The sequence below is a fragment of the Sorangium sp. So ce327 genome (assembly GCF_051530205.1).
Classification (GTDB): domain Bacteria; phylum Myxococcota_A; class Polyangia; order Polyangiales; family Polyangiaceae; genus Sorangium; species Sorangium cellulosum_B.
In genome coordinates this window covers 8,916,078-8,941,862 of the sequence record NZ_CP150330.1, presented here as the reverse complement: position 1 = coordinate 8,941,862, position 25,785 = coordinate 8,916,078, and the positions used below count along the sequence as shown (strand labels likewise).

At 72.7% G+C, this 25,785-nt stretch carries 17 protein-coding genes; 6 read left to right on the top strand and 11 right to left on the bottom strand.

The window, feature by feature from the left end:
- Positions 1-122: 122 nt before the first annotated feature.
- Entirely contained in the window at positions 123-1,655 is a 1,533-nt protein-coding gene (gene gndA, locus WME95_RS33355) for an NADP-dependent phosphogluconate dehydrogenase (RefSeq protein WP_437543211.1), read from the top strand.
- A gap of 26 nt (positions 1,656-1,681) precedes the next feature.
- Here the strand turns inward: gndA and WME95_RS33350 are convergent, their stop codons facing one another.
- From WME95_RS33350 to WME95_RS33340, 3 genes are all read right to left on the bottom strand, one after another.
- Positions 1,682-2,170 (bottom strand): hypothetical protein, encoded by a 489-nt coding sequence (locus WME95_RS33350; protein ID WP_437709286.1) that lies wholly within the window; start codon positions 2,168-2,170, stop codon positions 1,682-1,684.
- A 376-nt stretch (positions 2,171-2,546) separates the two neighbouring features.
- On the bottom strand, positions 2,547-3,689 hold the full coding sequence (locus WME95_RS33345; protein ID WP_437903387.1) for a hypothetical protein: 1,143 nt from the start codon (positions 3,687-3,689) through the stop codon (positions 2,547-2,549).
- A gap of 136 nt (positions 3,690-3,825) precedes the next feature.
- Positions 3,826-5,064 carry a hypothetical protein gene (locus tag WME95_RS33340; RefSeq protein ID WP_437903386.1) on the bottom strand — a complete coding sequence of 413 codons (1,239 nt, stop codon included), beginning with the start codon at positions 5,062-5,064 and terminating at the stop codon, positions 3,826-3,828.
- A 127-nt stretch (positions 5,065-5,191) separates the two neighbouring features.
- Between WME95_RS33340 and WME95_RS33335 the strand changes: the two genes are divergently transcribed.
- Positions 5,192-5,854 (top strand): hypothetical protein, encoded by a 663-nt coding sequence (locus WME95_RS33335; RefSeq protein WP_437903385.1) that lies wholly within the window; start codon positions 5,192-5,194, stop codon positions 5,852-5,854.
- A 213-nt stretch (positions 5,855-6,067) separates the two neighbouring features.
- Here the strand turns inward: WME95_RS33335 and WME95_RS33330 are convergent, their stop codons facing one another.
- A complete protein-coding gene (locus WME95_RS33330) occupies positions 6,068-6,682 on the bottom strand; it encodes a hypothetical protein (protein WP_437903384.1) in 615 nt (204 codons plus the stop codon).
- Positions 6,683-6,789: 107 nt separating this feature from the next.
- Positions 6,790-9,291: a M1 family aminopeptidase gene (locus WME95_RS33325; RefSeq protein ID WP_437903382.1), complete on the bottom strand. Its 2,502-nt coding sequence runs from the start codon at positions 9,289-9,291 to the stop codon at positions 6,790-6,792.
- Between the two features lie 530 nt (positions 9,292-9,821).
- Here WME95_RS33325 and WME95_RS33320 point away from each other — a divergent pair.
- A complete protein-coding gene (locus tag WME95_RS33320; RefSeq protein WP_437903380.1) occupies positions 9,822-11,075 on the top strand; it encodes a hypothetical protein in 1,254 nt (417 codons plus the stop codon).
- Positions 11,076-11,095: 20 nt separating this feature from the next.
- Entirely contained in the window at positions 11,096-12,562 is a 1,467-nt protein-coding gene (locus WME95_RS33315; protein ID WP_437903379.1) for an OmpA family protein, read from the top strand.
- A 109-nt stretch (positions 12,563-12,671) separates the two neighbouring features.
- Here WME95_RS33315 and WME95_RS33310 read toward each other — a convergent pair whose 3' ends face one another.
- The 5 genes from WME95_RS33310 to WME95_RS33290 all read right to left on the bottom strand — a co-directional run bounded on the left by WME95_RS33310 (position 12,672) and on the right by WME95_RS33290 (position 19,389).
- A complete protein-coding gene (locus tag WME95_RS33310; RefSeq protein ID WP_437903378.1) occupies positions 12,672-13,712 on the bottom strand; it encodes a hypothetical protein in 1,041 nt (346 codons plus the stop codon).
- On the bottom strand, positions 13,690-15,204 hold the full coding sequence (locus WME95_RS33305) for a protein kinase domain-containing protein (RefSeq protein WP_437903376.1): 1,515 nt from the start codon (positions 15,202-15,204) through the stop codon (positions 13,690-13,692). Before WME95_RS33305 ends, WME95_RS33310 begins: the two co-directional genes overlap by 23 nt.
- Positions 15,205-15,387: 183 nt before the next feature.
- A complete protein-coding gene (locus WME95_RS33300; protein WP_437903375.1) occupies positions 15,388-16,425 on the bottom strand; it encodes a TOMM precursor leader peptide-binding protein in 1,038 nt (345 codons plus the stop codon).
- A gap of 31 nt (positions 16,426-16,456) precedes the next feature.
- Positions 16,457-17,230 (bottom strand): SagB/ThcOx family dehydrogenase, encoded by a 774-nt coding sequence (locus tag WME95_RS33295; protein ID WP_437903373.1) that lies wholly within the window; start codon positions 17,228-17,230, stop codon positions 16,457-16,459.
- 11 nt (positions 17,231-17,241) lie between these two features.
- On the bottom strand, positions 17,242-19,389 hold the full coding sequence (locus WME95_RS33290) for a TOMM precursor leader peptide-binding protein (RefSeq protein WP_437903372.1): 2,148 nt from the start codon (positions 19,387-19,389) through the stop codon (positions 17,242-17,244).
- Positions 19,390-20,575: 1,186 nt separating this feature from the next.
- On the opposite strand from WME95_RS33290, the gene WME95_RS33285 reads away from it, so the two are divergent.
- Complete coding sequence (locus WME95_RS33285) at positions 20,576-22,453, top strand: amidohydrolase family protein (protein WP_437903371.1); 1,878 nt, start codon at positions 20,576-20,578, stop codon at positions 22,451-22,453.
- Between the two features lie 40 nt (positions 22,454-22,493).
- Here the strand turns inward: WME95_RS33285 and WME95_RS33280 are convergent, their stop codons facing one another.
- Complete coding sequence (locus WME95_RS33280) at positions 22,494-23,582, bottom strand: serine/threonine-protein kinase (protein ID WP_437543176.1); 1,089 nt, start codon at positions 23,580-23,582, stop codon at positions 22,494-22,496.
- Between the two features lie 849 nt (positions 23,583-24,431).
- Here WME95_RS33280 and WME95_RS33275 point away from each other — a divergent pair.
- Complete coding sequence (locus WME95_RS33275; protein WP_437903370.1) at positions 24,432-25,721, top strand: hypothetical protein; 1,290 nt, start codon at positions 24,432-24,434, stop codon at positions 25,719-25,721.
- Positions 25,722-25,785: the final 64 nt, after the last annotated feature.

Below are 25,785 nucleotides of genomic sequence, written 5' to 3'. Positions count from 1 at the left end.
CGACGGCGCGCGGGCCTGCGGCCTGCGATTCGCGGCTCGCGGCTTGCTGACCCGCCGTCCTGGCCGCGGAGCACAGCGGTCGCTGGCGGCGAAAGAGCCACGTGTGAAGGAGAAGAACCGGGATGAATGATGCCACATCCAGCTGCGACATCGGCATGATCGGGCTGGCCGTCATGGGCGAGAACGTCGCGCTCAACATGGCCGACCACGGGTTCAAGGTCGCCGTGTACAACCGCACGGTGCAGGTCGCGAAGGACTTCGTCGCGAGGAACCCGAGCACGCCCGGCGGCCTGGTCTGCTGCGAGACGCTGAAGGACTTCGTCCGCGCGCTGAAGAAGCCGCGCAAGGCGGTGATCCTGGTCAAGGCCGGTCCGCCGGTGGACATGGTGGTCAAGCAGCTCATCGAGGCGGGCGTCGAGCCGGACGATATCGTCGTCGATCTGGGCAACTCGCTCTGGACCGACACGATCCGCCGGGAGCAGGAGTACGCGAAGCAGTGCAAGTTCTTCGGCTCGGGCGTCTCCGGCGGCGAGGTGGGGGCGCGCTTCGGCCCCTCGCTGATGCCCGGCGGCGATCCCGCGTCCTGGCAGCACCTGGAGCCGATCTGGCGCGCGATCGCCGCCAAGGTCGATCCGGCGACGGGCAAGCCGATCGAGGGCGCGTCCCCCGGCAAGCCGGTGGAGGGCGGGGTCCCTTGCACGGCGTACATCGGGCCGAACGGCGCGGGCCATTACGTGAAGATGGTCCACAACGGCATCGAGTACATCGACATGCAGCTCATCTGCGAGGCGTACACGCTCCTCGACGGGCTGCTCGGGATGTCGAAGGACGAGATGTCCCGCGTCTTCTCCGAGTGGAACAGCGGAGATCTCGACTCGTACCTCATCCAGATCACCGCCGATATCCTCCAGCAGAAGGACCCTGTCCAGAAGGACAAGCCGTTCGTCGATTTCGTCCTCGACACGGCGGGGCAGAAGGGCACGGGCAAGTGGACGAGCAGCAACGCGCTCGACATGGGCATCCCCGCGAACGCGATTGCGGAGGCGGTGTTCGCCCGTTGCCTCTCCGCGCTGAAGGACGAGCGCGTCGAGGCCTCGAAGCAGCTCTCTGGCCCGACCCCGACCCCGGTCGCGGACCGGCAGGGGACGATCACGGCGATCCGCGACGCGCTGTATTGCTCGAAGATCTGCGCCTATGCGCAGGGCTTCCAGCTCATGGCGGCGGCGCAGGCGGAGTACAAGTGGACGCTTGATTTCGGCACGATCGCGAGCATCTGGCGCGGCGGCTGCATCATCCGCGCCCGCTTCCTCCAGAAGATCACGGAGGCGTACACGCGCAATCCCGGCCTGACGAACCTGCTGCTCGATCCGTACTTCAACGATCAGATCAAGCAGGGGCAGTCGAACTGGCGCAAGGTGGTGTCGATCGCAGCGCAGAACGGCGTCTGGGCGCCTGCGTTCATGTCGGCCCTGTCGTATTACGACGGGTACCGTGCGGCCCACCTGCCTGCGAACCTCTTGCAGGCGCAGCGAGACTACTTCGGGGCGCACACCTACGAGCGCACGGATCAGCCGCGCGGCAAGTTCTTCCACCTCGACTGGCCGCACCCCTCCCGTCCTCAGCTGGACATCAAGGGCACCGGCGGCGGGCACTGAAGCCCGGCGGCCGCCGAGGCCTCGTCTCAGGTGAGGCTGATCCGCGGCCGCAGGTTCTGCTCGCGCAGGAACGGCTCGATGTCGTCCACGATGTCGAGCTGCACCCCCGCCAGGCTCATCGCCGCCCCGATCGTCTGGATCCCCATGCGCCCGAGCTTGTTCATCTCCGGGGGCGGGCGGACGACGATGTGCTCGATCTTGTCGCGCACGTTGAGCCCCCACTGGGTCAGGATCACGCGCGCCTCGCTCTCGTACCGCACCATGAGCCCCATGTCGTAGATGAAGAAGGCCCGCTCTCCCGGGCGCATGACGCCAACGAGCTTCTGGTACGCGTCGACCGAGATGAAGCGCGCGGCCTCACCGGTCGCCACCGTCTCCCGCAAGAGCTGGACGACCATGCCCGCCGGCTGCGTGATCCACACGCCGACGCTCCCGGTGTCGTCGAGCAGGTGCGGCTGCCTGCGGAACGCGAGTCTGCGGTTCGACGGGAGCATCTCTCTAAAGACAATAGCCATTCCGGCCACCGGGGCCCGCCCGCGACGACCGGAAGCGCTCCACCCGCCCGACCGGTCCGGTCGAGCCGAAGCGCGCTGTTGTTTCACACATCACCGGACGAGCTCCTCCCATGGGGTCGACGCTGCGTCATGGTGGTCGCAAAAAACGGATTCGGCCAGAAATGTGTGATCCTGCCGCCTCGGACCGCCGACGGGGACGCCGAACAGCCAGGCGGACGCGGGCGTGGCCGCGCTCGACCGGTCCCGCGAAGGCAGGCGATGGCGAAGATCCCCGGGCATCCCTGTGCTCCCCCCTGGCCGAGCAGCTCGCGCGCCCAAAGGCCCGGCGCCTCCCCCGCGGCGCAGCGAGCGGCGACGGGAAGCGGCGCGCGGCCGTTCAGGCGAACAGCGCGGCGCAGGCCGACCCGATGAGGTTGACATGCTCGAGCCGGGCGATCCGGGGCTGGACCTGGGAGCCGACGAGGGCGCGCAGCGTCTCCTGCACCCGCGGCGCATAGCGGGGATCACCCCAGAAGAGGCTGCCCTCCGCCAGGATGCCGACCCCAGGAGGGCTGTCGAGCACGTCGGTGACGGCCGCGAGCCCCGCCGCCACGAGGTCGGCCGAGCGCTGGAGCAGGTCGCCAGCCACCCGCCGCTCCTCGTCGGCGCCCTCGTCGCGGAGCCGCACGAGATCCGCGGAGCTCGCCAGCGGGGCGTGGCCCGGGCACAGCCGCCCGAAGAGCCGGGGCAGGTAGGCGCCCGACACCGCCTTCTCGAACCGCTGCGCGCCGGGGTTCTCCGAGGTCGCGTCGAGCTCCGCGTCGAACGGCTGGAGGTGCGGAGGGTTGAAGTTTCCGTTCTCGAGGTTGACCGCCATCGGCGCGACGAAGTGACCCGTCTTGAGCTTCGGGATCCGGCCGGCGGGGAGGAACGTGGCCATGTTGGTCCCCGTCCCCACGATGAGCCCGATGAACGCCGCGGGCTGCGCCCCGCCGTGCGCGAAGGCACCCCCGAGCAGGCTCGCCACCGTGTCGTTCAGCACCCGGACCGGACCGGGCCGGAGCCTCCGCGCGCCGAGCGCCCGGCCGAGCCGCTCGCCCACGCTGGTGCCCTCGACCCCGGCGACCTGGACGCCCTTGGTCCAGCGGAGCAGCCGCGCGTCGAGCGACGGCAGCGTCTCCGACGGATACGAGAAGCAGTACCCCACCGGCAAGCCGTGCACGGCGCCCAGGCGCTCGACCAGCTCCGCCTGCACGTCGAAGAAGGCGTCGCCCGTGATCTCCGGCCCGCCCGGGAACTTCGCAGGCACGGGCCCCGCGACGATGCGCGACTCGCCGCCCGGCAAGAGCTCCACGATGGCGGCGCGCAGGTTCGTGCCGCCCGCGTCGACCACCACGGCGCGGCCCATCATCCCTCCCGGCGGCGGCGCGAGATAGGCAGGGAGCGCGGCGATCTCGGTGCCGGGCGTGGAGAGGCCGAAGACGATGCGCGCCGCGAGCGTGCGGCGGATGTCCTGGAGCTCGGTGAGCGAGAGCTTCATCGGCGGAATGCTTACCCTCAGGCCCCTGAGAAGGAAATAACTTTGCAAGTGGCGCAAGTGAGGCTGAGCGTGCTTGGCGTCGGCCTCGCCCGGACGGCAAGGGGCCAGCGCCTCGCTGCCGCGATTGCGCTGTGCGTCACCTGGAGGAGGTCGCTGGAGAGCGGTTGTCGTCCACACCGAAGACGACGGGATAGACCACCGTCGCAACGCTCTTGCGGTCTGCGGCGGAGGGGAATCGGAGGCCGCGGAAGACCTCGAGCACGCAGCCGACGACCTTGGCGTCGCGGAGCGGGGGAGCGGGCGACGACGGCGGCGTCGCGCCGGGCGAGGGCAGCGCAATGAGGAGCGGCGCGTCCTCGGGCGGGCGGTCGGCGTCACCCGCGTAGGTGACCTTCCCTTCGCCATCGACGACGAGGTGTACGGGCAGGCGCCCTTGGAGCTTGGGGTTGTGGCGAAGGCCCTTTTCAAAGCAAGCGCGCATCTCGCCGAAGCGCTCCTGGACGACGCTCCGCACGACGTGAGGCGGGATATGGGCTTTGCCCTTCATCGGGTCATAGGGGTTGCTCTTGCAACGGGCGGCAATGCCCCTCACGGCCTTGGCGTCCTGGTCGAGCTCCCTCTCCAGGCCGGCGCGGGCGACACCGGCCTTCTTGCGGTCGTGAGCGCCGAGCGACGCCTGGAGCTTGCGGGCCGCGGCGCCGGTCCGGGCGAAGCTCTCCCGGAGGTCCTTGGCGCCCTGGGCGAGCTCCGGATCGGAGGCCTGGACCGCGGCCGCGCGGGCCCAGAGGTCGAGCCGATCCGCGATCCTCCCGAGCACGTCGGGCGGCGTGTTCAGGTCGGATTGCCGGAGCACTTCGATCATCCTCGAGGCTTTCTGGACCTCCGGGCCGAGCGCCTTGCAGTCGGCCTCGATCGAGCGCGCGGCGCCGCCTTTCCCGGGGAGGGGGATGGGGGTGGGGCGGGAGATCGGGGTGGGGCGGGAGATCGGGGTGGGGCGGGAGATCGGGGTGGGGCGGGAGATCGGGGTGGGGCGGGAGATCGGGGCGGGCGAGCGGGCGGGCGGGCTGTTGTTCCCGGCGGAGCGGACAGGCGTGCTCGCCTTGTCGGACAGCGGGATCGGGGCGCGCGGCTTGGGGGCCTCGGGCGCGGTGTCGCGGGCGCGCGTGCTCCTGGGCGGGCGCAGGGCGGCGCGCTCCTTCTCCTCGGGAGAGCGCAGGGCGGCGCGCGCCTCGCGGGTCGAGCCCTCCGGGACGGCGCGCGGGGCGGCGACCCCGGCGTGCGTGGGGTCGGCGTCGGCGGCCGGCTCTCTCCGCGGCGCAGCTCCGCAGCCCAGCAGGGCATGAACTCCGACGAGGACGAGCCACGCGCTTCGCATTCGTTCCTCCGAGGTGCGTCCGACGTACGAGCCGCCGTTTTGATACAGTACACCGGTCCGAACATCGCCAGCAGGCGAAACGGCGGGGCCTCCCAGGAGGTGGGACAGGCAGCGCAGGGAGTGTGACGTGAACAAGCGCGAGAAGAACGGTCGCGGGGGCGGGAAGGACGATCACGGCAAGGGCGGGGGCGAGCTCGCGGAAGCGGCGCATGCGCTCGAGCGCGAGCTCGTCCGCTTCGAGGAGCTCGCGGAGTCGGCGCGGCGGCTTTCCCTCGACACCCGCAAGGGGATCGAGCGCGCGGCGAAGTCGACGACCGAGGCGGCCGAGGCGCAGCAGCGCGTGAGCATGGCGCTCGGGTCGCTCATCGCGGCGATCGCGGCGGCGCGGGATCGCCACGAGGCGACCGCCACGGCGCTCGCGGCGCGCGGCGAGGAGATCAAGCGGCGGGCGGAGCAGCTCGGGGAGCTGTTCCAGCGCTTCGCGGCGCTCGGGGAGGAGGGGCGGAGCATCAACCAGCTGGTGCAGGAGACCGCGGCGCGCCAGCGGGATGCGACGACGCCGGAGCAGATCCACGAGGTGGTGGCGGCGATGGACGAGGTGGAGGGGAGAATGGGGCGCCTCGCCGACGAGGCGCGCGCCCTCGCCCAGGCGGCGACGGCCGCGGGGATCGTCGACCTCGCGGAGCAGGCGGACGGCATGCGGCAACAGGTGACCGCGATGCGGAACAAGGTGGGGCTCCTGCGAAAGGGGATGCTGTCGCGGCTGGGAGGGGGGCCCCAGCCAAACTAGGGGGCAGGGCGTCCTCGGTGGGGAAAGGGGGCGAATACGATTGGAGAGGAACGGCTAGAGCGACAAACGGGTTGAAGCCGCACGCAAACAGCGAGAAGTTGGGACGCCAGAAGACGCCAAAACACGCCAGAAGACGCCAGAATTTATTGTTTTCTTGGCGTCTTCTGGCGTGTTTTGGCGTCCCATTTTATGGTCGCCAAGCTGATCGGCGTTCTACGCGGACGGCGAGCGGCAGAGCGTGAAGTAATGGTCGAGCGAGCGCTCGCCCTTGAACGCCGCGCCGATGGACACGTCCTTCGAGACCCGACGCATGAAATCACGGGTTCCGTTGTAGACGAAGAACTGGAGTCCTTTGCTGTTGGGGACGACCCGGGGCCAGCCGTCAGGTACGGGGCCGTCAGGGACCTGGAAGTAGTCGATCACGATGGCGCCACGCTCCTGCCACGCAGGATTGCCGGCCGTCGGGACCGCGACGAAGAAGCCCGGGCCAACCCAGGGACGCGTGAGCCCCTCGTTGTAACCGAAGAGCCGAGCGCTGCCGTCCTCGGGCAAGGCAAAACGCTTCTCGAAGAAGCGGAATGTGGGCGGGAGAGGAAGGCTGTTCCTGCCCTCGTGATGAACCGCCACGCGGGGCGGGGTGCCGTCCGGGACGAAGAAGTCGAGCGTGATCGGGGGGGCGTGGCTCGCGGCGGCATAGAGCGCCCGCTGATCCGCGCGCGTCGTGGTCGACAGGGCGCTGCGGCGCTCCTCGTGCGTCAGGCCATCGAGGTGCTCGGCGATACGAGCTATCGGGGCGTTCTGGCGAAGAAGTTGGACGAGCTCCGACATGGGCAGCGGAGCATAGCAGCGTTCGGCTGCGGCGCAGAGGGCCGGCCTCGCCCTGGAGCGAGGCCGGCGGCGGGAGATGCGAGATGGGATGTCGCGGCGAGCGCGCGTCAGAGGCAATTGACGGGAGAGCGCAGCAGCTCGGCCGTGGTGTCCGTCACGTCGGCGCCCTCGATCCCCGCGGCGAAGCGGCGGAAAGCCTGCTCGTCACCCCTCGTCAGCGCGAACGCCGCGCAGACGGCGGCGGGGTGGGCCGAGCGGGCCGCAGGCGAGCGGAGCACCCGGGCGAGGCCGTCCAGCGCTCCCTGGTTGCCGGCCGCCGTGGGCGCGGCGGAGGCCACCACGGCGCGGAGATCCGCGGCGAGGACATCCGAGACATCGGTCGCGCCGAGCACGCCGGCGAAGAAGGCGCGAAAGACCGAGAGGACAGCCGGGTCGAGCCCGTCCACGTACGTCGCGAGGTGCCGGATCGCGAGCACGCGCGCGCGCACCGAGCTCGCCATCTGCGCGACCCTGCCCCACGTGCGGAGCGCCGCCTCGGGCGGCAGCTTGAACTTGGACAGGTACTGGAGCCGCACGTCGGAGACGCCGCCCGAGGCGAGCCCTGTCTCGAGCGCGGACCAGTCCTCGGCGAACAGCGCTTCGGGGGACACGACGGCGCTGCACGACGCGTAGCTTCCCACGTAGTCGAGGCCGTAGCTGTGAGGCGCTCCAGCGAAGAGGCCGGTGAGCACGCTCGACCACGCGCCGCGGACGTCGGCGTCGAGGCCCGGCACGCACGCGACGTCGCACGCCGCGGCGAGCGATACCGCCCGGGCCGCCTCGCCGTCGAGGCCCTCGACGAACGCCTCGAACTCCTCGGGCGCGAGCCCCTCGGGCAGGCCGTCCTGAAGCGCGGCGAGCTGGTGCGCGCCGCCCACGTCGAGGAAGCGCGAGACGCCCTCGGGGTCCGCGGGGACGCGGCGCGGAGCGAGCGTCGCGGCGTAGGCCTCGAGATCGCGATCGGTGGTCAGGAAGGCCCACTCGGGGTGGCGGTCCTGGGGATCGACGACGAGGAGCTCGCCCGGGCGCGCGGGCGCGACCTCGACGCGCTCGCCGGGCGTGAGCGTCTGCACGCGGGTCGGGCCGTCGCCGGCCACCCACGCGAGCTCCAGGGGCGCGACGAGCGCGCCCTCCGGGTCGTGCACCGTCACGAACGCTCCGCCGGAGGGCGCGGGGTCGACCGTGAGCCACGGGAGCGCCTTGGCGACGACCGCGCGCCGCGCGCGCGCAGCCGCCTCCGGGCCGAGCGCCGGCGCGAAGGCGTCGAGGAACGCGTCCGTGCCGATGGTCCCGAACCGGCGCTCCTCGAGCACCCCGCGGAGCGCCGACCAGAACGCCTCCTCGCCGGCGAGGCTGCGGATCTGGGTGAGCAGCCAGGCGGCGCGGCCGTAGGGGCCGCTCGTGTACTTCTCGCCCGGCGCGAGCGACGGATCGCGGACGGCGTCGCCGTCCCGGGGGCCGAGCTCGTCGCCGTTCAGCGTCCCCGCGCCGCTCTCGTCCGTGTAGACGCGGACGCCCTCCTGCTCGAGCAGCGTCGCCATGCCCTCCTTGATCCAGAGGTCGTCCCAGCTCTCCACCGTCACGAGGTCGCCGAACCACTGGTGCGAGAGCTCGTGCGTCGTGAGCAGGAGATCCGAGGCGAGCGCGGGCTGCGTGCTCCGCTCCTCGCGCTGGAAGCTGATGCTCGCGTGCTCGATCCCGCCCACCGAGAAGTCCGGCAGGAGCACGAGCGCGTACTTCTCGAAGGGGTACGGCACGAGCAGCTCCTCGAAGCGGCCGATGGCGCGCGCGAGCTCGTCCACCATCCTGCCGTGATCGCCCGGCAGTCCGCGGCGGTGCCAGACCGCGATGGGGAGATCGCCCTTCGTCCCGCGCTCGACCTCGAAGTCGCCGATCGCGAACGCCATGAGGTAGGGCGGCAGCGAGTAGGCGGTCTCGTACCGGACGAGGTGGCCCGACGCCCCGAGATCCTCGTCGCCGACGAGATCGCCGTTGGCGATCAGCGCCTCGCCGCCGTCGACGCGCATGGCGATCGAGAAGATGGCCCGGTCCGAGGGCGCGTTGTGGCACGGCATCCACCGCGACGCGCCGAGCGGCTCCGACACCGTGTAGACGGCGCGCACGGCGACCGGATCGCCCATGCGCGCCGGCACCGCGCGGAGGGCGTCGCCGGAGAGCGCCTCGTAGTCGATCTCGAGCGCGATCGGCGCGCCGCTCATCGCCTCGGGCTCGCTCGAGAGGTCGATCGCGAGCCCCTGGCGCTCGCGATCGAGCGCGTGCGGGAGCGCCCCGCCGCCCTTCCGCCGGACCTCCTTCACCTCGGCGACGGCGCTGTCGAGGACCACCGCCCTCGGGCCGTCTCCGGTGAGCGACAGCGTGAGGCCCAGCGTCGCCACGAGGCGGCTCCGCTCCCAGTCGAACTCGCCCCGGAGGTCGTAACGCTCGACGTCGAACGCGCTCCCCGCGAGCGGCGCCGGGCCCTCGTCCGAGCACGCGGCGGCGAGCGACCCAAGCAGCAGGCAAGCCACGCGGAGCGCTCCGGGGCGGTGTTTCTGGAGTGTGCAGTGCATCGCGGTTCCTTCGATCGGAAGAGGGATTCATCTCGCGAGGCCAGGCGCCAGCGCTCGGACCCCCCGAGCCCACGGCGGCGCAGCGACGCGTAACTGACCGCGGGACAGTTACAGAACCCGGGCGCGTGGCCAAGCCATGTGATCGCGCCGGAGGCCACGGCGAGCCGCTCGGTGATGAAAAGAAGGGGCGCTCGGTCGCCCGCGTCACGGTCGCTCGACGCTCCGGGGCGCCGCGCGTGGAGGCCGCGCCTCGGGCGCGCGCGATCGCCCTCTGCCGTGCTCTACCGTGCTCTCCGCGCTCCGCTCATGCGCGCGGGGAGGGAGAAGGAGCGATGATCAGCTGCCCAGTCGGCAAGGAGGGTGAGCGCATCGACATCGCATCGACGGTGAGCGCCTCTCCCGCTCCCCGCTCGCGCGCGAACGGAGGTGTGGATGCATGGTATTGCAGGCGCGCACCCTTGCGCACTCTGGGCGCGAATCGCCTTTCATTTGTAAGGGTTGCGGCGACCTGTGCGAGGATGCTCCCCGCCATGGCACAACACAAAGATGGGTGCGCGCGGGGGCGCTCGTGGGTCGCGCCGCTGGCTGTCGGCGCGGCGCTCGGCGTCGCGCTCGTTCCGAGGAGCTCGTCCGCTCAGACGTGGACGGGCGGGCGGACGACGCCGCTGCTCGACGAGATCGTCGCGATCGACAGGACCGGGGAGCCGCGGTGGCCCTACGGCGACGAGGACGTCGCGGGCGACGGCGAGACCTTCGACACGCCGGAGCGATCGATCGACTTCCGCTCCGCGTACGCGGTCGCCGCCGATGGGCGGTTCTGGGTGCGCGGGTATGTGTCGGAGACGGCCGCGATCAGCGGGGAGACGACGCTCTTCGTGTTCATCGACACCGACAGGAACCGGCAGACCGGCGGCACCGCCGCGACGGCGGGGATCGACGACCGGTTCACGAACGACGAGTCGCCGGGCGGCTACGAGGTCGTGCTCGGCGTGAAGGGCGACGGCACGCTCGTGAGGGTCTGGTCCTTCGCTGGGGCGTCGGGGCGGTACGAGCCTGTCGACGTGACGGGAGCGCAGGTCGCGACCGAGGCAGGGACGGACCTCGACCCCCTGCTGATCAACGACCCGACGCGGGGGTACGCGCAGGCATCCATCGCGCTCGACCTCGTGGGCGTCGGCGTGGCGTGCGAGGCGAACCTGTACTTCCGGTCGGTGAACGACGCGGCGGCGCTCGGGCCGGGCGATCTCGACATCGGCCTCTCCGCGCCGTGCGTGGCCGGCGATGCGGACGGCGACCGCGTGCCCGACGTGATCGTCCCGCCCTCCGGCTGCACGCGCGACGCGGACTGCGCCGGCAGGGGCATCTGCGTGGACGGCGACTGCATCCTGCCGGTGTCGTGCGTCGACGATGTCGACTGCGACGCGGACGAGGACTGCTCCGCGGACAACCGGTGCGTCCCCACGCCCGGGGACACCTGCACGTCGAACGCCCAGTGCGGCGACCTCGTGTGTGTCAGCGGGCAGTGCGGCCCGTGCTCGCCAAGCGCGTCCGAGTGCGGCGCGGACCTGCGCTGCGCGCCGACCGGGCGCTGCGTCGACGGCGGGGCGTCGAGCGGCGCGGGCGGCCCGGAGCTCATGCCGGGCGATGCGGTCCAGGGCGGCGCCTGCGCCTGCGCGGCGGGGCCCGCGCCGTACGGAGGGGGAGCCCTGTCGCTGCTCGCCGCCGGCGGGCTCGCGCTCCGGTTGCGGAGGCGCCCGCGCCGCGGACCCGGAGCCGGCCGATGAAGCCGATGAAGAGGAGAACCATGCGCGCACCGATCCTCGCCGCCATCACCTGCGCTGTCTGCGCGGTCCTCGCCGCCGCGACCCCCGCGTCGGCGCAGAGCACGGACATCGACGTCGAGCGCTTCAAGCCGGCCGTCACCCACGACGCCTTCGTCGTCACGGAGGGCTCCGGCGTCCGCGAGCCCGGCGATCCATGGGCGTTCGGGCTGTTCCTGAACTACGCCCGCAACCCGCTGATCGTCGCGACGGGCGACGGCGAGGTGCGCAGCCAGATCGTGAGCGGCCGCCTGGGCGCCGATCTCATGGCGTCGGTCACGATCGCCGAGCCGTTCGCGCTCGGCCTCGACATCCCGTTCTTCCTCGCGCAGTCGGGCGAGGGCTCTCCGTCGTTCGCGGGCCTCGGCGACATCCGGCTCGTGCCGAAGCTGCGCCTGCTCGACGACCGCGACTCCATCGGCCTCGGCCTCGTGGCCGAGCTGCGCGTCCCGACGCACACAGGAGATTTCGCGGGCGGCGCGCGCAACGTCGTGTTCTGGCCGCGCATCGTGCTCGATCACCGGTTCGCGCCCGGCCTCAGGTTCGGCGTCAACGCGGGCGTCGCGATCCGCGAGGGGACGACGTACTCGAACGTCGAGGCGGCGAGCGAGCTGACGTACGCCGCGGCGCTCGGCTACCGCTTCGGCGGCATCGACGGGAAGGTCGAGATCGGCGCCGAGGCGAACGGCGGCATCGGCATCGCCGCGGACAACCTCGACGAGGAAGAGACGCCGCTCGAGGCGCTCGGCTACGTGAAGATCAACCCGAGCGAGGAGTGGGAGATCACAGCGGGCCCGGGGATCGGCGCGCTGGCCGGCTACGGCGTGCCGATCTTCCGCGTGTTCGCGGGCGTGAAGTACACGCCGACCTCGCACGACAGGGACCACGACGGCGTCGACGACGAGCGCGACCAGTGCCCCGACGTCCCGGAGGATCGCGACGCCGACTACGACAGCGACGGCTGCCCCGAGGAGGACGCCGACGACGATCACGACGGCGTGCCGAACGCGGACGACGAGTGCCCGGACGAGAAGGAGACGATCAACGGCGTCGAGGACGACGACGGCTGCCCCGACAAGGGCGAGCCGCGGGTCGCCTACGAGGAGGGGGAATTTGTGATCCGGGACACCATCCGCTTCCGGACCGGCTCGGCCGAGCTCGAGCCGGACTCGTACAGGACCCTGGATCAGGTGGCGCTCGTCATGAAAGCGAACCCCGAGATCGAGCGGCTGCGGGTGGAGGGGCACACCGACGAGACCGGCACGCCCGAGCTGAACCAGGAGCTGAGCGAGCAGCGCGCCGAGGCGGTCCGGAAGTACCTGATCCAGAAGGGCGTCAGCCCGGGCCGGCTCACGGCCGAGGGCTTCGGGTCGGACAGGCCGGTGGCCGAGGGCACCGACCCGGCGAGCCTGGCGAAGAACCGCCGCGTGGAGTTCGTGATCGACGAGTGAGGCGCGCTCGCCCGGGAGCGGCGCGTCGCGCCCTCCCGGGCACCGCGGCCGGCCCGCGGCAGGGCCGGCCGCCGCGGCGGCGCGCCGTGGCGCCGGGCGCTGCCGGGCGTCAGAAGCGGCCGTGGATCGCCAGCCCGCCGCCGGTCGTGCCGACGGCAGGCGCGACAACGATCCGCGCCGCCGCGGGCTCCGTGTCGCCGAGCGACGTCACGAACAGCGCGACGCCGGCCGCGAGCCCGACCCCGCCGACGATGAAGCCGGCGGTGGACAGCTTCGCGGCGCTCTTGGCGTCCTCGACAAGCGCCACGCCGCGGGCGTCGCAGAGCGTCTCGGTCCGGCAATGATCATCCTGCGCCTCGTTCCAGCGCGAGCCGGCGAGGAGCCCGAAGATCGAGCCGGTCACGACGCCGGCGACGCCGACGCCGCCTGCCACGAAGGCGAGGGTGCGGCGGGTGTCCGCGCCGCCGTCCCCGTCGCCGCCCGCGGCCGGCCGGAGCGGCGCGGCGAGCGGCCCGGGCTGCCCGCCGGGCGGCAGGGTCGCTGCGGTCGCCGCGGGGTCGTCCTCGAGCGGCGGGACCTCCACGGTGACGACCTGGCCGGGGCCGGCGGTCTGCGCCTCGACCGAGAACGGCCTCTTGCCGGGCGCGGTCGCCTCGACGCGGTGCTTGCCCGGATCGACCGGGAGCGGCGCGCCCCACGCGCCGGCGTCGAGGACCGCGCCGTTGCGCCTCACGACGAGGCCGTCCGCCGGCGTGGTCACCGTGATCGCGAGGCGCTCGAGCTTCTTCTCCAGATCGGCCGCGCGGCGGGTCGCCTTCGCCTCGCGGTCCGCCTGGCCGGACCGGCTCGCCATGTCCGCCGCCTCGCGGAACGCCGCCCAGGCGCTCGCGCTGCGGCCGAGCCGCTCGAGGCAGTCCGCCAGGTTCCACTGGGTGCCGTAGCCCGGGTCCAGCCGCTGGCTCGCCGCGAACTTGGGGCACGCCTCGGCGAGCTTGCCCTGCGCGACGAGATCGCGCCCCTCGCGGAAGAGCGCCTCGGCCGCGGCCGCCTGGTCCGCCGACGGCTCCGCGCGGGCGACACCCGCGGAGAGCGACAGGAGCGCGGCGACACACCACGCGACGCGGCGGCTATTTCCTCGATGTCTCGTCATCGTCATTCCTCGGGGGCCTCTGGGGCGGCCTGGGCGCGGACGGCCTCGGCGCGGGCTGTCGAGCGACGCCGCTCGCCGGCGCCGACGCGGCGGCGCGGGCGGTCGTCGTGGCGGAGGGCAGCGCCGCGGGCATCGACGAGGCCGCGGCCGGCGGATCCGCGGGCGTGTCGGCGCGCGGCGGCTCGGCGCTGGCGGACGGCGCCGGCCTGGCCTCGACGCCGGCGGACGGAGGCGGCTCGGCCTCGGCGCGCGCAGGCGGCGCCGGCTCGGCCGACGGCGCGGGCGCGGCCGGCGGCGCGCTGCGCACCGCCAGGTAGACGCCCGCCCCGCCCGCGAGCGCGGCGGCCAGCACGCCGCCGGCGATCAGGGCGACGGGCGGGCGCGACGCCGGACGCTCGGGGCGGTTCGACAGCCGTACGCTCGTGGCTGGCGCCGTCGCCGACAGCGCATACGGTCCGGATGGCCCGCCCGACGGGCGCCCCGCGGCCTCGAAGGGCGCGGACGACCCGCGCGGCGGGGTCAGCGCAGCGCCGAACGGCGCGCTCGCGGCGTGCTGGGGGGCCGAGACGGCGCCGAACGACGCGCGCGACGCGCGCGTGGCGGGGTCGAGCGGCACGAGCATCGCCTCGACGATCGCCTCGCCGCCCGGCAGGAACGCGCGCAGCGCCGCCGCGAGCTCGCCGGCGCTCGCGGTGCGGCCCGCCGGATCGATCACGAGCGCCCGGTGCACAACGCGGGCGACCTCCGGCGGCACCCAGGGCGCGATCTCCTGGAGCCAGCGCACCGGGGTCGTGCAGATGGCCAGGACGAGCTCTCCGAGGCCGGTCAGGTGCTCGTTGGGCCGATGGCCCGAGAGGGCGTGGTACAGGCTGACGCCGAGCGACCAGACGTCCGAGCGCGCGTCGATGGCGCCGTTGCCGCGCGCCTGCTCGGGCGACATGTAGAGGGGAGAGCCGAGGAGCGCGCCGCTCTTCGTCATCCCGCCGTTCCCGAGGCTGTTGTCCGTCACCTTGGCGACGCCGAAGTCGAGCACCTTGATCACGCGCTGGCCGCCCTGCTTCTTCGCGAGGAACAGGTTGGCCGGCTTGATGTCGCGGTGGACGATGCCGGCCTCGTGCGCGCGCTCGAGCCCCAGGCACGCCTGCAGCCCGATGCGGAGCGCGAGATCGACCGGGAGCGGGCCGAGCCGCTCGATGAGGGCCTGCACGTCCTCGCCCTCGAGGAACTCCATCGCGATGTACGGCGCGCCGGTCTCGCGGTCGCGCCCGGTGTCGAACACCTGCGCGATGTGCTCCGACTCGACCGCGCCGACCGCGCGCGCCTCGCGCTGGAAGCGGCGGACGAGCTCGTCGTCCGCGGCCTGGCCGAGGATGACCTTCACCGCGACGCGGCGGCCGGTGCCCGCGTGCCGGGCCTCGTAGACGGCGCCCATCCCGCCCTGGCCGAGCAGCCGGAGCATCGTGTAGCGGTCGTCGAGGGTTCGACCGATCATCGCGCGAGGCCCGGGCCATGAGCGCGCGGCGTCGAAAGCGCGCGCGAGGCGTCCATCCGGTCGAGGACCGCCCGGCGGTCCGGCTGCCGGGGGGCGCCGGCGGCGGGCGCGCCGGCGATGCGGGAGGCGGCTGGAAGGGGAGGCCTCTTCACGGCCGCAGGCTAGAGCACCTCCAGCCCCGCGTCATCCCTCGCCGCACACCTTGCACCAGGGCAACCTCACGAGCGTGTGGTGCGATGTCTCGAGCGTCGCGAGGTCCTGGATCAGGAACCTGCCCCCGAGCCTGGAGGGCGTGTACGCCGAGAGCACCTTGAGGGCCTCCATCGCAACGAGGTGGCCGAGCAGCTGGCCCATCGTGCCGGCGTGCGGCGCGGGCTCGGCCAGCGAGCGCGCCGCGGGCGAGGGGCTCAGCGCCTCGGTCGTCGCGCAGATCCGGCACGCCGTCTTCCCCGGGAAGACGAGCGGGCCCAGGACGGCCGTCGTCCCCGCGAGGTGCGAGAAGAGCGAGGCGATCCCTGCGCGATGGCCGAACCGCGCGACGCGCTCCAGGAGCTCCGCGTCGTCGCCGCGCACCGCCGCGACGAGGAGGTGAGGGCGCCCCTTCGGCGAGAGGAGGTCGTCCCCCTCCAGCGCTGCGGAGGAGCTCTCGTCCACCCGGCAGAGCCGCGCGTGCTCGCGGATCAGCGCGGCCACGGCGCCGCGGCGGGGCGCGCCGAGCGCCGCCTCCCCCCGCGCGCGGACGACCGCGACGTCGCGGGTGCCGACGGCGCCGCCGTCGATCAGGCGGAGCGCGGAGACGCCCGCCCCCGCGAGCGCCAGGGCGGCCGAGGCCCCCCAGGGCTCGAGGCCCACCACGAGCACGCGCGCGTTCGCGATCCGCTGCGCCGCCTGCTCCGGGGCCGACGACCACTTGCGGAGGAACTCGCGCTGCCCGTGCAGGCGCTCGCCGTCGCCGGACGGCGCCCCTCTGGGCACCGGCTCGACCAGCCCGCGCGCCTCGAGCAGGTCGAGGAACGCCGTCACGCTCTGCCGCGAGTAGTCCGCGAGCGCCTCGACGAGCGCCTCCCGGTCGCGCGACCCGTCGAGCAGCGGCACCATCCGCTCGACGAACGCGCTCACGTCCAGGCCGGTGAGCTGGAAGGTGCCGAGATCGGAGCGGAGGATGACGCCCACGTCGGTGGGCGTGATGCTGGCCGAGCGGCTGAGTCGAATGCTGGGCATGGTGCTCTCCGACGCTTCTGGTTCAGGCACGCTAAGGCCCGCTCCGGCCCCCGGCCGGCGCGGGCTGACCGACGCAGACGATGTACAGGGTGTCTTCCTCCGCCGGGAGCGCCAGGAAGGCCTTGAGCTCCTCATCGTAAAAACCGCCGATCGCCACCGGGCCGAGGCCCATGGCCGTCGCGACGAGATAGAGGTTCTGGCCCAGGTGCCCTGCGTCCAGCCACAGGAATCGATATCCGCGCTGGCCGTATTTCCACATCGTGCGGAACGGCACCGCCGTGATGATGACCACGACATTGGCGTTCAGGATCATGTCCTGACCCGCCGTGAGATCCACGAGCGTGGCGTGCGCGCGGCCTTCCCGGCGGAGCTCGAGCTCGTGCGCACGGGGGTCGTAGTGGTACAGGCCGTCCGGGACCCCATCGACGGCCTGCGTCGCGACATAGATCTCGAGCGGATACCGGCCGCCGGCCGAGGGCGCCGGGCGATCGCAGGTCCACGCCCCTTCGACGTTTCGCGTGCCACGGACGCCGTAGCTCGCGTGGAGGAGCCGCCCGAGCGCCTCGATGGACATCGGCCTGAGGGCGAATTCGCGCTGCGACCGCCGCTGCTCCATCACCGCGCCGAGCGGGGCGTCGATCGCGAAATCGCGCCCGGGCAGCGGCGTGCGCGCCGAGCCGGCGTAGGTGCGGAAGTTGAGCGGCTGGAGATCCCCGTCGAACGGCGGCTCCAGCGGTCGCGACCTCACGTGGGAGGACTGGAGATGATAGAGCCGCGCAATGTCCGCCTCTTTGCTCCTTGCCATGGTGTCCTCTCTCAGGCCATCGGGTGAGGGTCAGGGTTGATGCCGTGGGGGGTCATCGAACGGAGGCGCGGATTACCGAGCTGAGCGAGCTGGTGGCCGAAATGGATCTGCTGGAAAGCGGGCCCGAGCGCCCGGACGACACGGAACGGGGTCACCGCGAGGTCGGGCGACGTCACGTCCACGATCGCGATGCGCAGCCCCGCGGCCTGCACACGCCGGGTGAGCTCGGACAGCGAGACCTCCTCGGGCTCCTCGAGCTCGGCGGCGGTCACCATGCTCCCCCGGCGGAGGAAGGCGAAGGCCGCGGCGCGGCTCGGGGGGAGGTAGTAGACCGCGTGATCCTCGAGCGTGAGCACGTCCTCCGGCCGCTCGGGGATGGCGACGTGTTCGCCCGTCATCAGGCGGAAGGCGTAATTGCCTATCTGGCCCTGCTCGAGGATGGCTTTCCGGATCGCGGTGAGGGGGCTCAGGTGGGCGGAGATCGAGACCACCGCGCCGGGCCAGCGCTTGCCGTCGCCGTAACCGACGCACATCACCACGGGGACCGAGACGCCCGCGTCGAGCAGGTACAGCTCGATCCTCGCGCCGCGCTCCTCGAGCTGCCTCGCTATCTCGTGCAGCTCGGGGTCGAGCGAGTCGTCGGGCAAGATCCGCCGCCCGGGCCGGCGAGCGAGCCACGAGATCATGAACGCGTCGCGCTCGATGAGCTCGAGCGCGGCCCCCATCGACGCGCCCTCGAGCGTCGCGCCCGCGGCGAGCCCGTTCGAGGTCACCTGGCAGAAGTGGGCGTGGTGTCCTGAGCAGTAGCCGTAGTAGGTCGGGAGCGCCGGAACGTAGACGGGCGCGCCGGTGTCCATCCAGCGCCCGAGGGCCCAGTCGATGGGCGCGGCCGGATCGACCCGCGCGTAGGGGAATCCGGGCTTTGCATACTGCTCCTCGCTGTAGAGACAGAGCTGCTCCGGCGCGATGAAGTCGCCCTTCATTCCGGCGACCGAGGAGCGAAGGAGCTGCTTTCGGTCGACGAGCTCGGCAGAGTAGCGCTCGACCGCCTCGCCGGTCGCTCCGATCAGGGCCTCGACGGCCGTGACGCCCTTCCCGATGCCGGCCTGCGGCTCGCGCGAGCGGTGGGCGTGCGGCGAGCCGTCGGTGTACTCGCCGAGGAGCGCCGTGGCCGTGACGCACGCCTCAGGGGCGAGCGCCGGGCTCGCCGCGTCCAGCATGAGGCGGTGGACGATGCCCGCCCGCGCGTCGACGACGCCGGCGAGCATCCGCCGGAGCGCCGCGGGGTCGGGTGCGTCGCGCAGGTGTGCGCTCGAGCCCCGACGTGCGCTTCCGGTGCGGAGAGCTTCGGCGGCGCCGCCGCAGACCGCGCACCAGGGCATCTGCAGGACGGCGTGGAGCGACGCCTCCGGGTCGACGAGGCCCTGGACCATGAACCGTCCCGCGAGCCGCGAGGCGGCTCGGTTCACCAGCAGATCGACGGCCGCGAGCGCGACGGCGTGGCCCAGGAACGCCGGCATCGGGGCGAGGTAGGTGCGCCCGCGGCGCTCCGGGCGCGCGGCGAGGAGCGACGCGTGGAGCGCGTGATCCGCCTCTGGCTGATTGCTGAGAGCGAGCCTCCGCAGGCGGCAGCAGTCCCAGCACGCGGTCTCGCCCGGCACGACGGCCGGTCCGATCACCGCCTCGAGCCCCTCGAGGTGCGCGCTGAGCGACAGGACGGACGCCGCGTGAGCGAAGCGGGCGACGCCCTGAAGGACGAGGAGATCATCGCCGGAGACGCAGGCGAGGATCAGGTCCCAGCCGGTGTCCTCCTGGACGATCGGCCGCTTCGCGGCGGCGAGCAGCGTCCCGGGCGTGACCGCGCAGCCGGGGGCGAGCCGCGACAGCGCCGTGGAGAGCGAGCGCGCTCGATCCTCTCCGAGATCCGCCTCGGCGAAGGGGCCGAGATCGTCGGCCGTGACCTCCCTGTCGTCGAGGACGTGGAGCGCGCCGACGCCCAGACACGCGAGCTCGGTCGCCGCGATGACGCCCCACGGTTCGAGCCCGACGATGAGGACGCGTGATCGCGCGAGCTTCTCGCGCGCCTCGGCCGGCGCAGGCGGGGCGGTCCCCTCGAGCGCGGGAGCGGTGGTCGCTGAGCTGGGCAGTTGAGTGGCCACGCGAGATCTCCAGGAAAGCGCAGCGCGGCGGCGCTCCGGCGAGCGGCCGTCCTGCACCTTCGGTAAAGAGGTCCAATCCCGGTGCTCGGGGAGCTGTGCCCCGGCAAGCGAAGGAGAGAAGAGACTCGAGATCTCACCAGACCGCGCGCCGTCGCGCGATCGTGGTGAGCCGGGGGAGACGGGAAGGTGTCTTTCAGACCGCGCGCCGTCGCGCGATCGTGGTGAGCCGGGGGAGACGGGAAGGTGCCTTTTCGAACTCTCGCGCTCCTCGTCTCCCTCCAGGGCTCTATCGCTCGGCCTCGCCGGCCTCAGGGCTAGCTACAGCCGCCGCAACGACAGCCGCCGCAACGACAGCCGCCGCAACGACAGCCGCCGCAACCGCCGCAACGACAGCCGCCGCACCCGCCGCAACGACACCCGCCGCAACGACACCCGCCGCAGCCGCCGCACCCGCCGCAGCCGCCGCAGTTGTAGTTGGCCGGAGTCGCTGTTGCCATGTCGTCCAGCCTGGTCGACAAATCATCGATGGCGTTGCGCAGCTCCTTCACAGTAACGTCCAGATCTTTCGGAGAATTGTTTTCGATCTTCGGATCACTCATCGCAGAGCCTCCCACAGGTAGGTGAGGCACGCAAAGGGTCTTCGTCAATACGGTGGTTCGTCTCCGCGCGACGGAAGCTCGGTTGGACTCCCTATCATTCCAGGGCGCCCCGATCCGTGGACAGTGCGAGAGATGCCGCCGCCAAAGGAGGGCGCCCGCGGGCTCCTTTCTCGCGCTCGCCCCACACCGGTGGCTCTTCCGGGTAACCCGGATCGCCGCCGGAGCAGCAGAGAAGGCCGGAACAACATCGAGCGTGACTCCCTGCGTTCCCTCCGTGTGCCCGGGCGGCTGGACTTCCGGGATAGGCCCGTCTGTCAAGCTCGCCTGCGATCTGGAGCCGTCCTCCGCTCGGGCCGGAGATGCCCAGGGGCCGTCGGGGACAGAGCGCCTCGCTCGAGCCGCCCGCCTCGATACGAACAATCCTGGATAACGCGGCACGCTGCGGGCGCGCGTGCACCGCGCCGTGCGCGCCGCTTCATTCGATTGCTTTTGTGCGCTGTGTCCGGTACGCGGTCTGCCGCTTCTCGGGTGCTCCTGGCGCCCATCGATAACGGAGTGTCATGCGCCGTACTTCGCTCGGACTTGCGATGGGTCGTCTCGCTTTGTGGTTCGTCGCTGCGTCAACGTGGCTCGTGGGCTGCGGCGTCGCGGAGAGCCCCTCGACGCCCAGCGCGGCCGAGGTGGGGTGTGCGGGCTGCACCGTGCTGAAGGGAGGCATGGTGTTCGACGGCACGCGCGCCGCCAGGGCAACGGTGGTGATCGAGGGCGACAGGGTGAAGCAGGTCGTCTTCGGCGACGCCGAGCCCCGCGTCGAGGCCGGGGGCGGCGAGGTGGTGGACGTCGCCGGCAAGACGGTCCTCCCCGGGCTCATCGATCTCCACGTCCACTCGCTGAGCGTCGCCGGGCCCTATGCTTATTATGACGGCGACCTCCACCTCGAGGACCACACGAAGGCGATGCTCCGGGCGGGCGTGACCTCGTACCTCGACCTCGGCTCATCCCAGCACGTCATCTTCGAGCAGCGATCGCGCATCGACGCCGGCGACCTCCTCGCGCCGCAGCTCTTCGCCGCCGGGCCCCTGCTCACGCCGACCGGAGGGCACCCCTGCTATCAAGGCAGCCCGCCCGGCGACTACTGCGTCTTCATCGACTCGCCCGCCGACGTCGACAAGGCCGTCGAGGCGCTCCTCCCGAGGGCCCCCGATTTCATCAAGATCGTGCTCGAGGGGGGCGGATCGCTCCCGCTGCCGCGCCTGACGCGCGCGTCCGTGGCGGCGATCCAGGAGGCCGCCGCGGCCGCGGGCGTCCGGGTGATCGCCCACGCGACGGCGGCCTCGGACATCGAGGCCGCGCTCGACGGCGGCGTGACGCTCTTCGCGCACGTCCCGGACGAGGACCCGATCTCAGCAGACCTCGCGCGGAGGATGGCCGCCGCCGGGGCCGTCGTCGTCCCCACGCTCGCGGTGGCGGACGGCCTGTACCGCACGGCCCACGGGGCGCTGGCCGAGCTCGACGACCCCGCCCTCGTCGATGACGTGCCGGCCGGCGTGATCGCGGCCCTGCGTGACCCCTCGTTGCTCGCGGAGCTCAGGACAGCGCGTTTCCTGGAGCTCGTGAAGCGGCGGCGCGACCATGCGATCGCGAACCTCGTCACCTGCTACCAGGCGGGGGTCACCATCGCTGCCGGCACCGACGCCGGCAACCCGGGCGTCTTTCACGGGCTGAGCCTGCGCCGCGAGGTCGCGCTCCTCGTCGAGGCCGGGATGTCGCCCCTCGAGGCGCTCGCCGCCGCCACGCGCCGCGCCGCGGACGTGCTCGGGCGGCCCGATCTCGGGCGCCTCGAGCGAGGGGCGCTCGCGGACGTGCTCGTGGTCGACGGCGATCCGCTCGCCGACGTCCGCGCGCTCGAGCGCGTGTCGCGCGTCTACAAGTCGGGCGTCCTCCTCGATCGCGAGGCGCTCGCGTTGCCGCGCAAGACGGGCCTCGCGCGGGAGCCCAGGACGGGCGCCGGCCCCGGCGAGACGTGCCTCGCCGCGTCGGAGTGCGCGCCCGCGCAGTCGTGCAACCCGGCCCAGGTCTGCGCCGCGACCTGCAGAGCCGCCTCGGACTGCGCGCCGGGGAGCGCGTGTTTCCTCGATGGCGGCTCGTTCACGAGGGGGGCCTGCATCGACGGCGACGGCTGCGATCTCTTCGCGCAGGACTGCGACAACGGCGCTGCCTGCGTGTTCTGGGGCAACGGCTCGACGTCGTGCTGGAACGCGGGCGCGGGCTCGGACGGGCAGCCGTGCGACGCGTCGTTCGCGTGCGCGCCCGGCAGCATCTGCGACCCCTCGAACACCTGCAGAGCGCTCTGCGATCCGCGCGGCGAGCGCGCCGCGCCGTGCCCGAGCGGCGAGCGGTGCGCGGATCACAGCGCGCTCGCGGGGCTCCCCGTGGGGACCTGCGAGCCGGCCGGGCGCCGCTGAGCGCGCGACGACGCCGGGCGCGCGATGGCGCCGCGCGCGCTCAGCGCGACGCGAGCAGCCAGGCGATCACGCTCCCGATCGTGAAGAACACGACGCCTGCGCCGGCGATCACGGCCCGCGACGTCCGCCGCTCGATGAAGCTGGCCGCGGCCCGGAGGCTGGACGGGGCGGCGATGGCGATGCCGCTGTCGGGCGCGCTCATCTTCTGGACGGCGGCGTCGAGCGCCACGAGCACGGCGCGCGCGTGGGGGAAGCGGTCGTCCGGGTCCTTGGCGAGCAGGCGCATCACGACCGCCTCCAGCGCGGGCGGGACGACGACGCCGGGGGAGCGCTCGGCGATCGGCGGCGGCACGGCCGACCGGTGCTGCGCGAACAGCGCCGACGGCTCGACCGCCGTGAAGGGGTGCTTGCCCGCGAGCATCTCGTAGAGGATGACCCCGAGCGCGTAGAGGTCGGCCCGCCGGTCGACGGAGCGCATGCCGAGCGCCGCCTCGGGCGCCATGTACGCCACCGTGCCGAGCAGCACGCCGGCGTTCGTCAGCGAGCGGCGCGAGCCGTCGTCGGTGATGGAGAACTGCTCGATCGGCACCTTGGCGAGGCCGAAGTCGATGAGCAGGACGCGCTCCTCCGGCCCGTCGAGGACCATGACGTTGAGCGGCTTCACGTCCCTGTGCACGATCCCGAAGTCGTGCGCCGCGTTGAGCGCGCTCGCGAGCTGGCGCGCGATGTTCGCCGCGCGCAGCGGCGGGACGGGGCCCTGGTCGATGAGCTTCCGCAGCGTGATGCCGCGGATGAACTCCATCACCATGAACCACGCGCCGTCGTCGAGCTGGTTGATCTCGTAGACCGCCGCGACGTTGGGGTGGAAGATGTGGCGACCGGCGAGCGCCTCGCGCTCGAAGCGCTCGATGAGCTCCGGCAGCTCCTCGGCGTCCGGGTGGAGCACCTTGACGGCCACGTCCTCGCCGGTCGCGAGCTTCTTTGCCCTGAAGACGGCGGCGATGCCGCCCATCGCGACGAGCTCCTCGAGGCGATAGCGGTGGACGAGCGTGCGCCCGACGAACGTCATCGCGCGCTCTCGCGCCGCGGAGCTCGCCTGGCCTCCCGCGATGAACACGGACTCGCTCATGCTGCCGCGCCTCCAGGCCGAGCCCCGCGCGCGGCGTCGTCGACGAGGCCGCAGCGCAGGGCTCGCACAGCCGCGCCGCGCGCTCCCCCGTGACCGCGCGCCACGCGGCGGAACAGCGGATCCACCCTGGATGACATCGTACGTTCACACACGCGGCGTCCGGAGGGTAGCGCCCCTGCGCGCCCAGCGCCATCTTCCCGGTTGGGCGCGGGGGCGAGGCGCTCGTGAGGGAGCGGGCGGGCGGCGCCGAGGCTGGAGCTCACGAAGCGCGCGTGAGCCAGGCTTCCCGAGCGGCCTTCGGGAGATCGCGCCCGCCGCCGCCGCCGCGCGCGCTCTCTCGAGATTCCACCGCTCCGCCGTGATCGTGAGTCGCCGGGCTGCGCCGTCTCCTGCGCTGATGGCGCTGCCTCATCGTGTCTCCGGCCGGGGCGTGCGGAGACCCCTCATCGCCTGTGCCTCACGGCCGCGCGACGGGAGCGCCGGCCGCGCGAGGTGCGGAGTCGCGCCCGCGGCCCCGACGTGGCGAGAGCCCGTTGCGCGCTGGGCGGCGCTCGCCCGTCGCCGGCGGAGCGCGACCACTTGTCGGTAGATCCAGCGACATTGCCGGAGCTCCAGCCGCGCGCGCCCGCGCGGGGCGGCCGAGCCAGCGCGCCCGCACGCCCGCGCGCGCCGGGGTCGAGCCTGCTGTCCTGCCACGAGCGCCCTCGCCCGCTGCATCGGCGTCATCCGCCTCCGGATCCGCACGAGGCGTGCCCGGTCGTGCGCGGACGAACTAGGGTTGAAAACACATCAAGTTCACAGATGCGTTTCTTCGACAGGCTCGTGTAGCCTGTATGGGTGGAGGTTTCCATGCACAGCACAATGCGTCGCACCGTTCTCCTCGGGCTCGTTTCCGGACTCGCCGTGGCAGCTTGCTCCACGCCTGAGGCGTCGAACCTCTTCGTTGCCGGCGGGTCCGGTCCGGGGACCACGGCTTCCGCGGGAGGAGGCGAGGGCGGCGCGCCGGGCACGGGAGGCGCGGCGGGCGTGGGCGGCCAGGGCACCGGGGGCGAGCCGGGCGTGGGCGGAGCGACCGCGGGGAGCGGCGGGAGCGGGGGCGTGGGGCCCATCATCGACGAGCCGCCGGTCTGCGGGGACGTTTACGTCGATTGCGACGCGGATGCCGAGAACAGCTGTGAGGTCAACGTGACGAACGACGCCCTCCATTGCGGCACTTGCCCCGTCGACTGCGATGGCACCTGCCGGGACGGCACGTGCATCCGCACCTCGATCCACATCTCGGGCCAGCGGGATCCGCTGTACCTCGCCATCGCCAACGGCGTCGTGTTCTGGACCAACGGGGAGCAGGGCGTGGTCAGGCAATGGACGCAGGGCGAAGCCGTCGCGATCAACATCGCCACCGCGCAGGTCCAGCCGGCCGATATCAAGGCCGACGCCACCCACGTCTTCTGGGCCAACCAGGGCGTGGCCGGCGAGAGCGACGGTCAGGTGATGAGGGCGCGGGTCGGCGGCCAGGAGGCGCCGGTCGCGATCGCCGCAGGGCAGCCCGATCCGTTCGGCATCGCGATCGACGAGGAGTTCGTCTACTGGACCAACCGCGAGGAGGGCGGCTCCGTGGTCCGCGCGCGGAAGGACTCGGACGGCAACGGGCCGTTCACCGTCATCTCGGACGGGGGCGGGACGACCCACGCCCTCGCGGTCGACGAGACGCACGTCTACTGGACCGTGCGCGACGAGCGCGGCATGGTGATGTCCGCGCCCAAGGGCTCCACGGGCGAAGGCCCGTTCACCACGCTGGCGGCCGATCAAGGCCAGGTGCGCGAGATCGCCGTCGATGCGACGCACGTCTACTGGACGACCAGCAGGACCGGCAACGTGATGCGGGTGGCCAAGACCGGCGGAGAGCCCACGGTGATCGCGAGCGGCCAGGGGAACCCGAGGGGCATCGCCGCCGATGCGACGGGCGTTTACTGGGCGGACCCCACCTCACCGAACGTCATGAGGATGCTGCCGAACGGCATCATCGGGGCCGTGGCGGCCGGCGAGCCCTCGCCCTACGGCATCGCCCTCGACGCGACGCGCGTCTACTGGACCAACGGGCTCGGAACGAACGGCACCATCGTGAGCGCCCCGAAGTAGCGGTCGCGGGCGGCCAGCGCGCGCGGGATCGAGCACCCGAGGTCCGCGAGGAGCCGACGTCCCG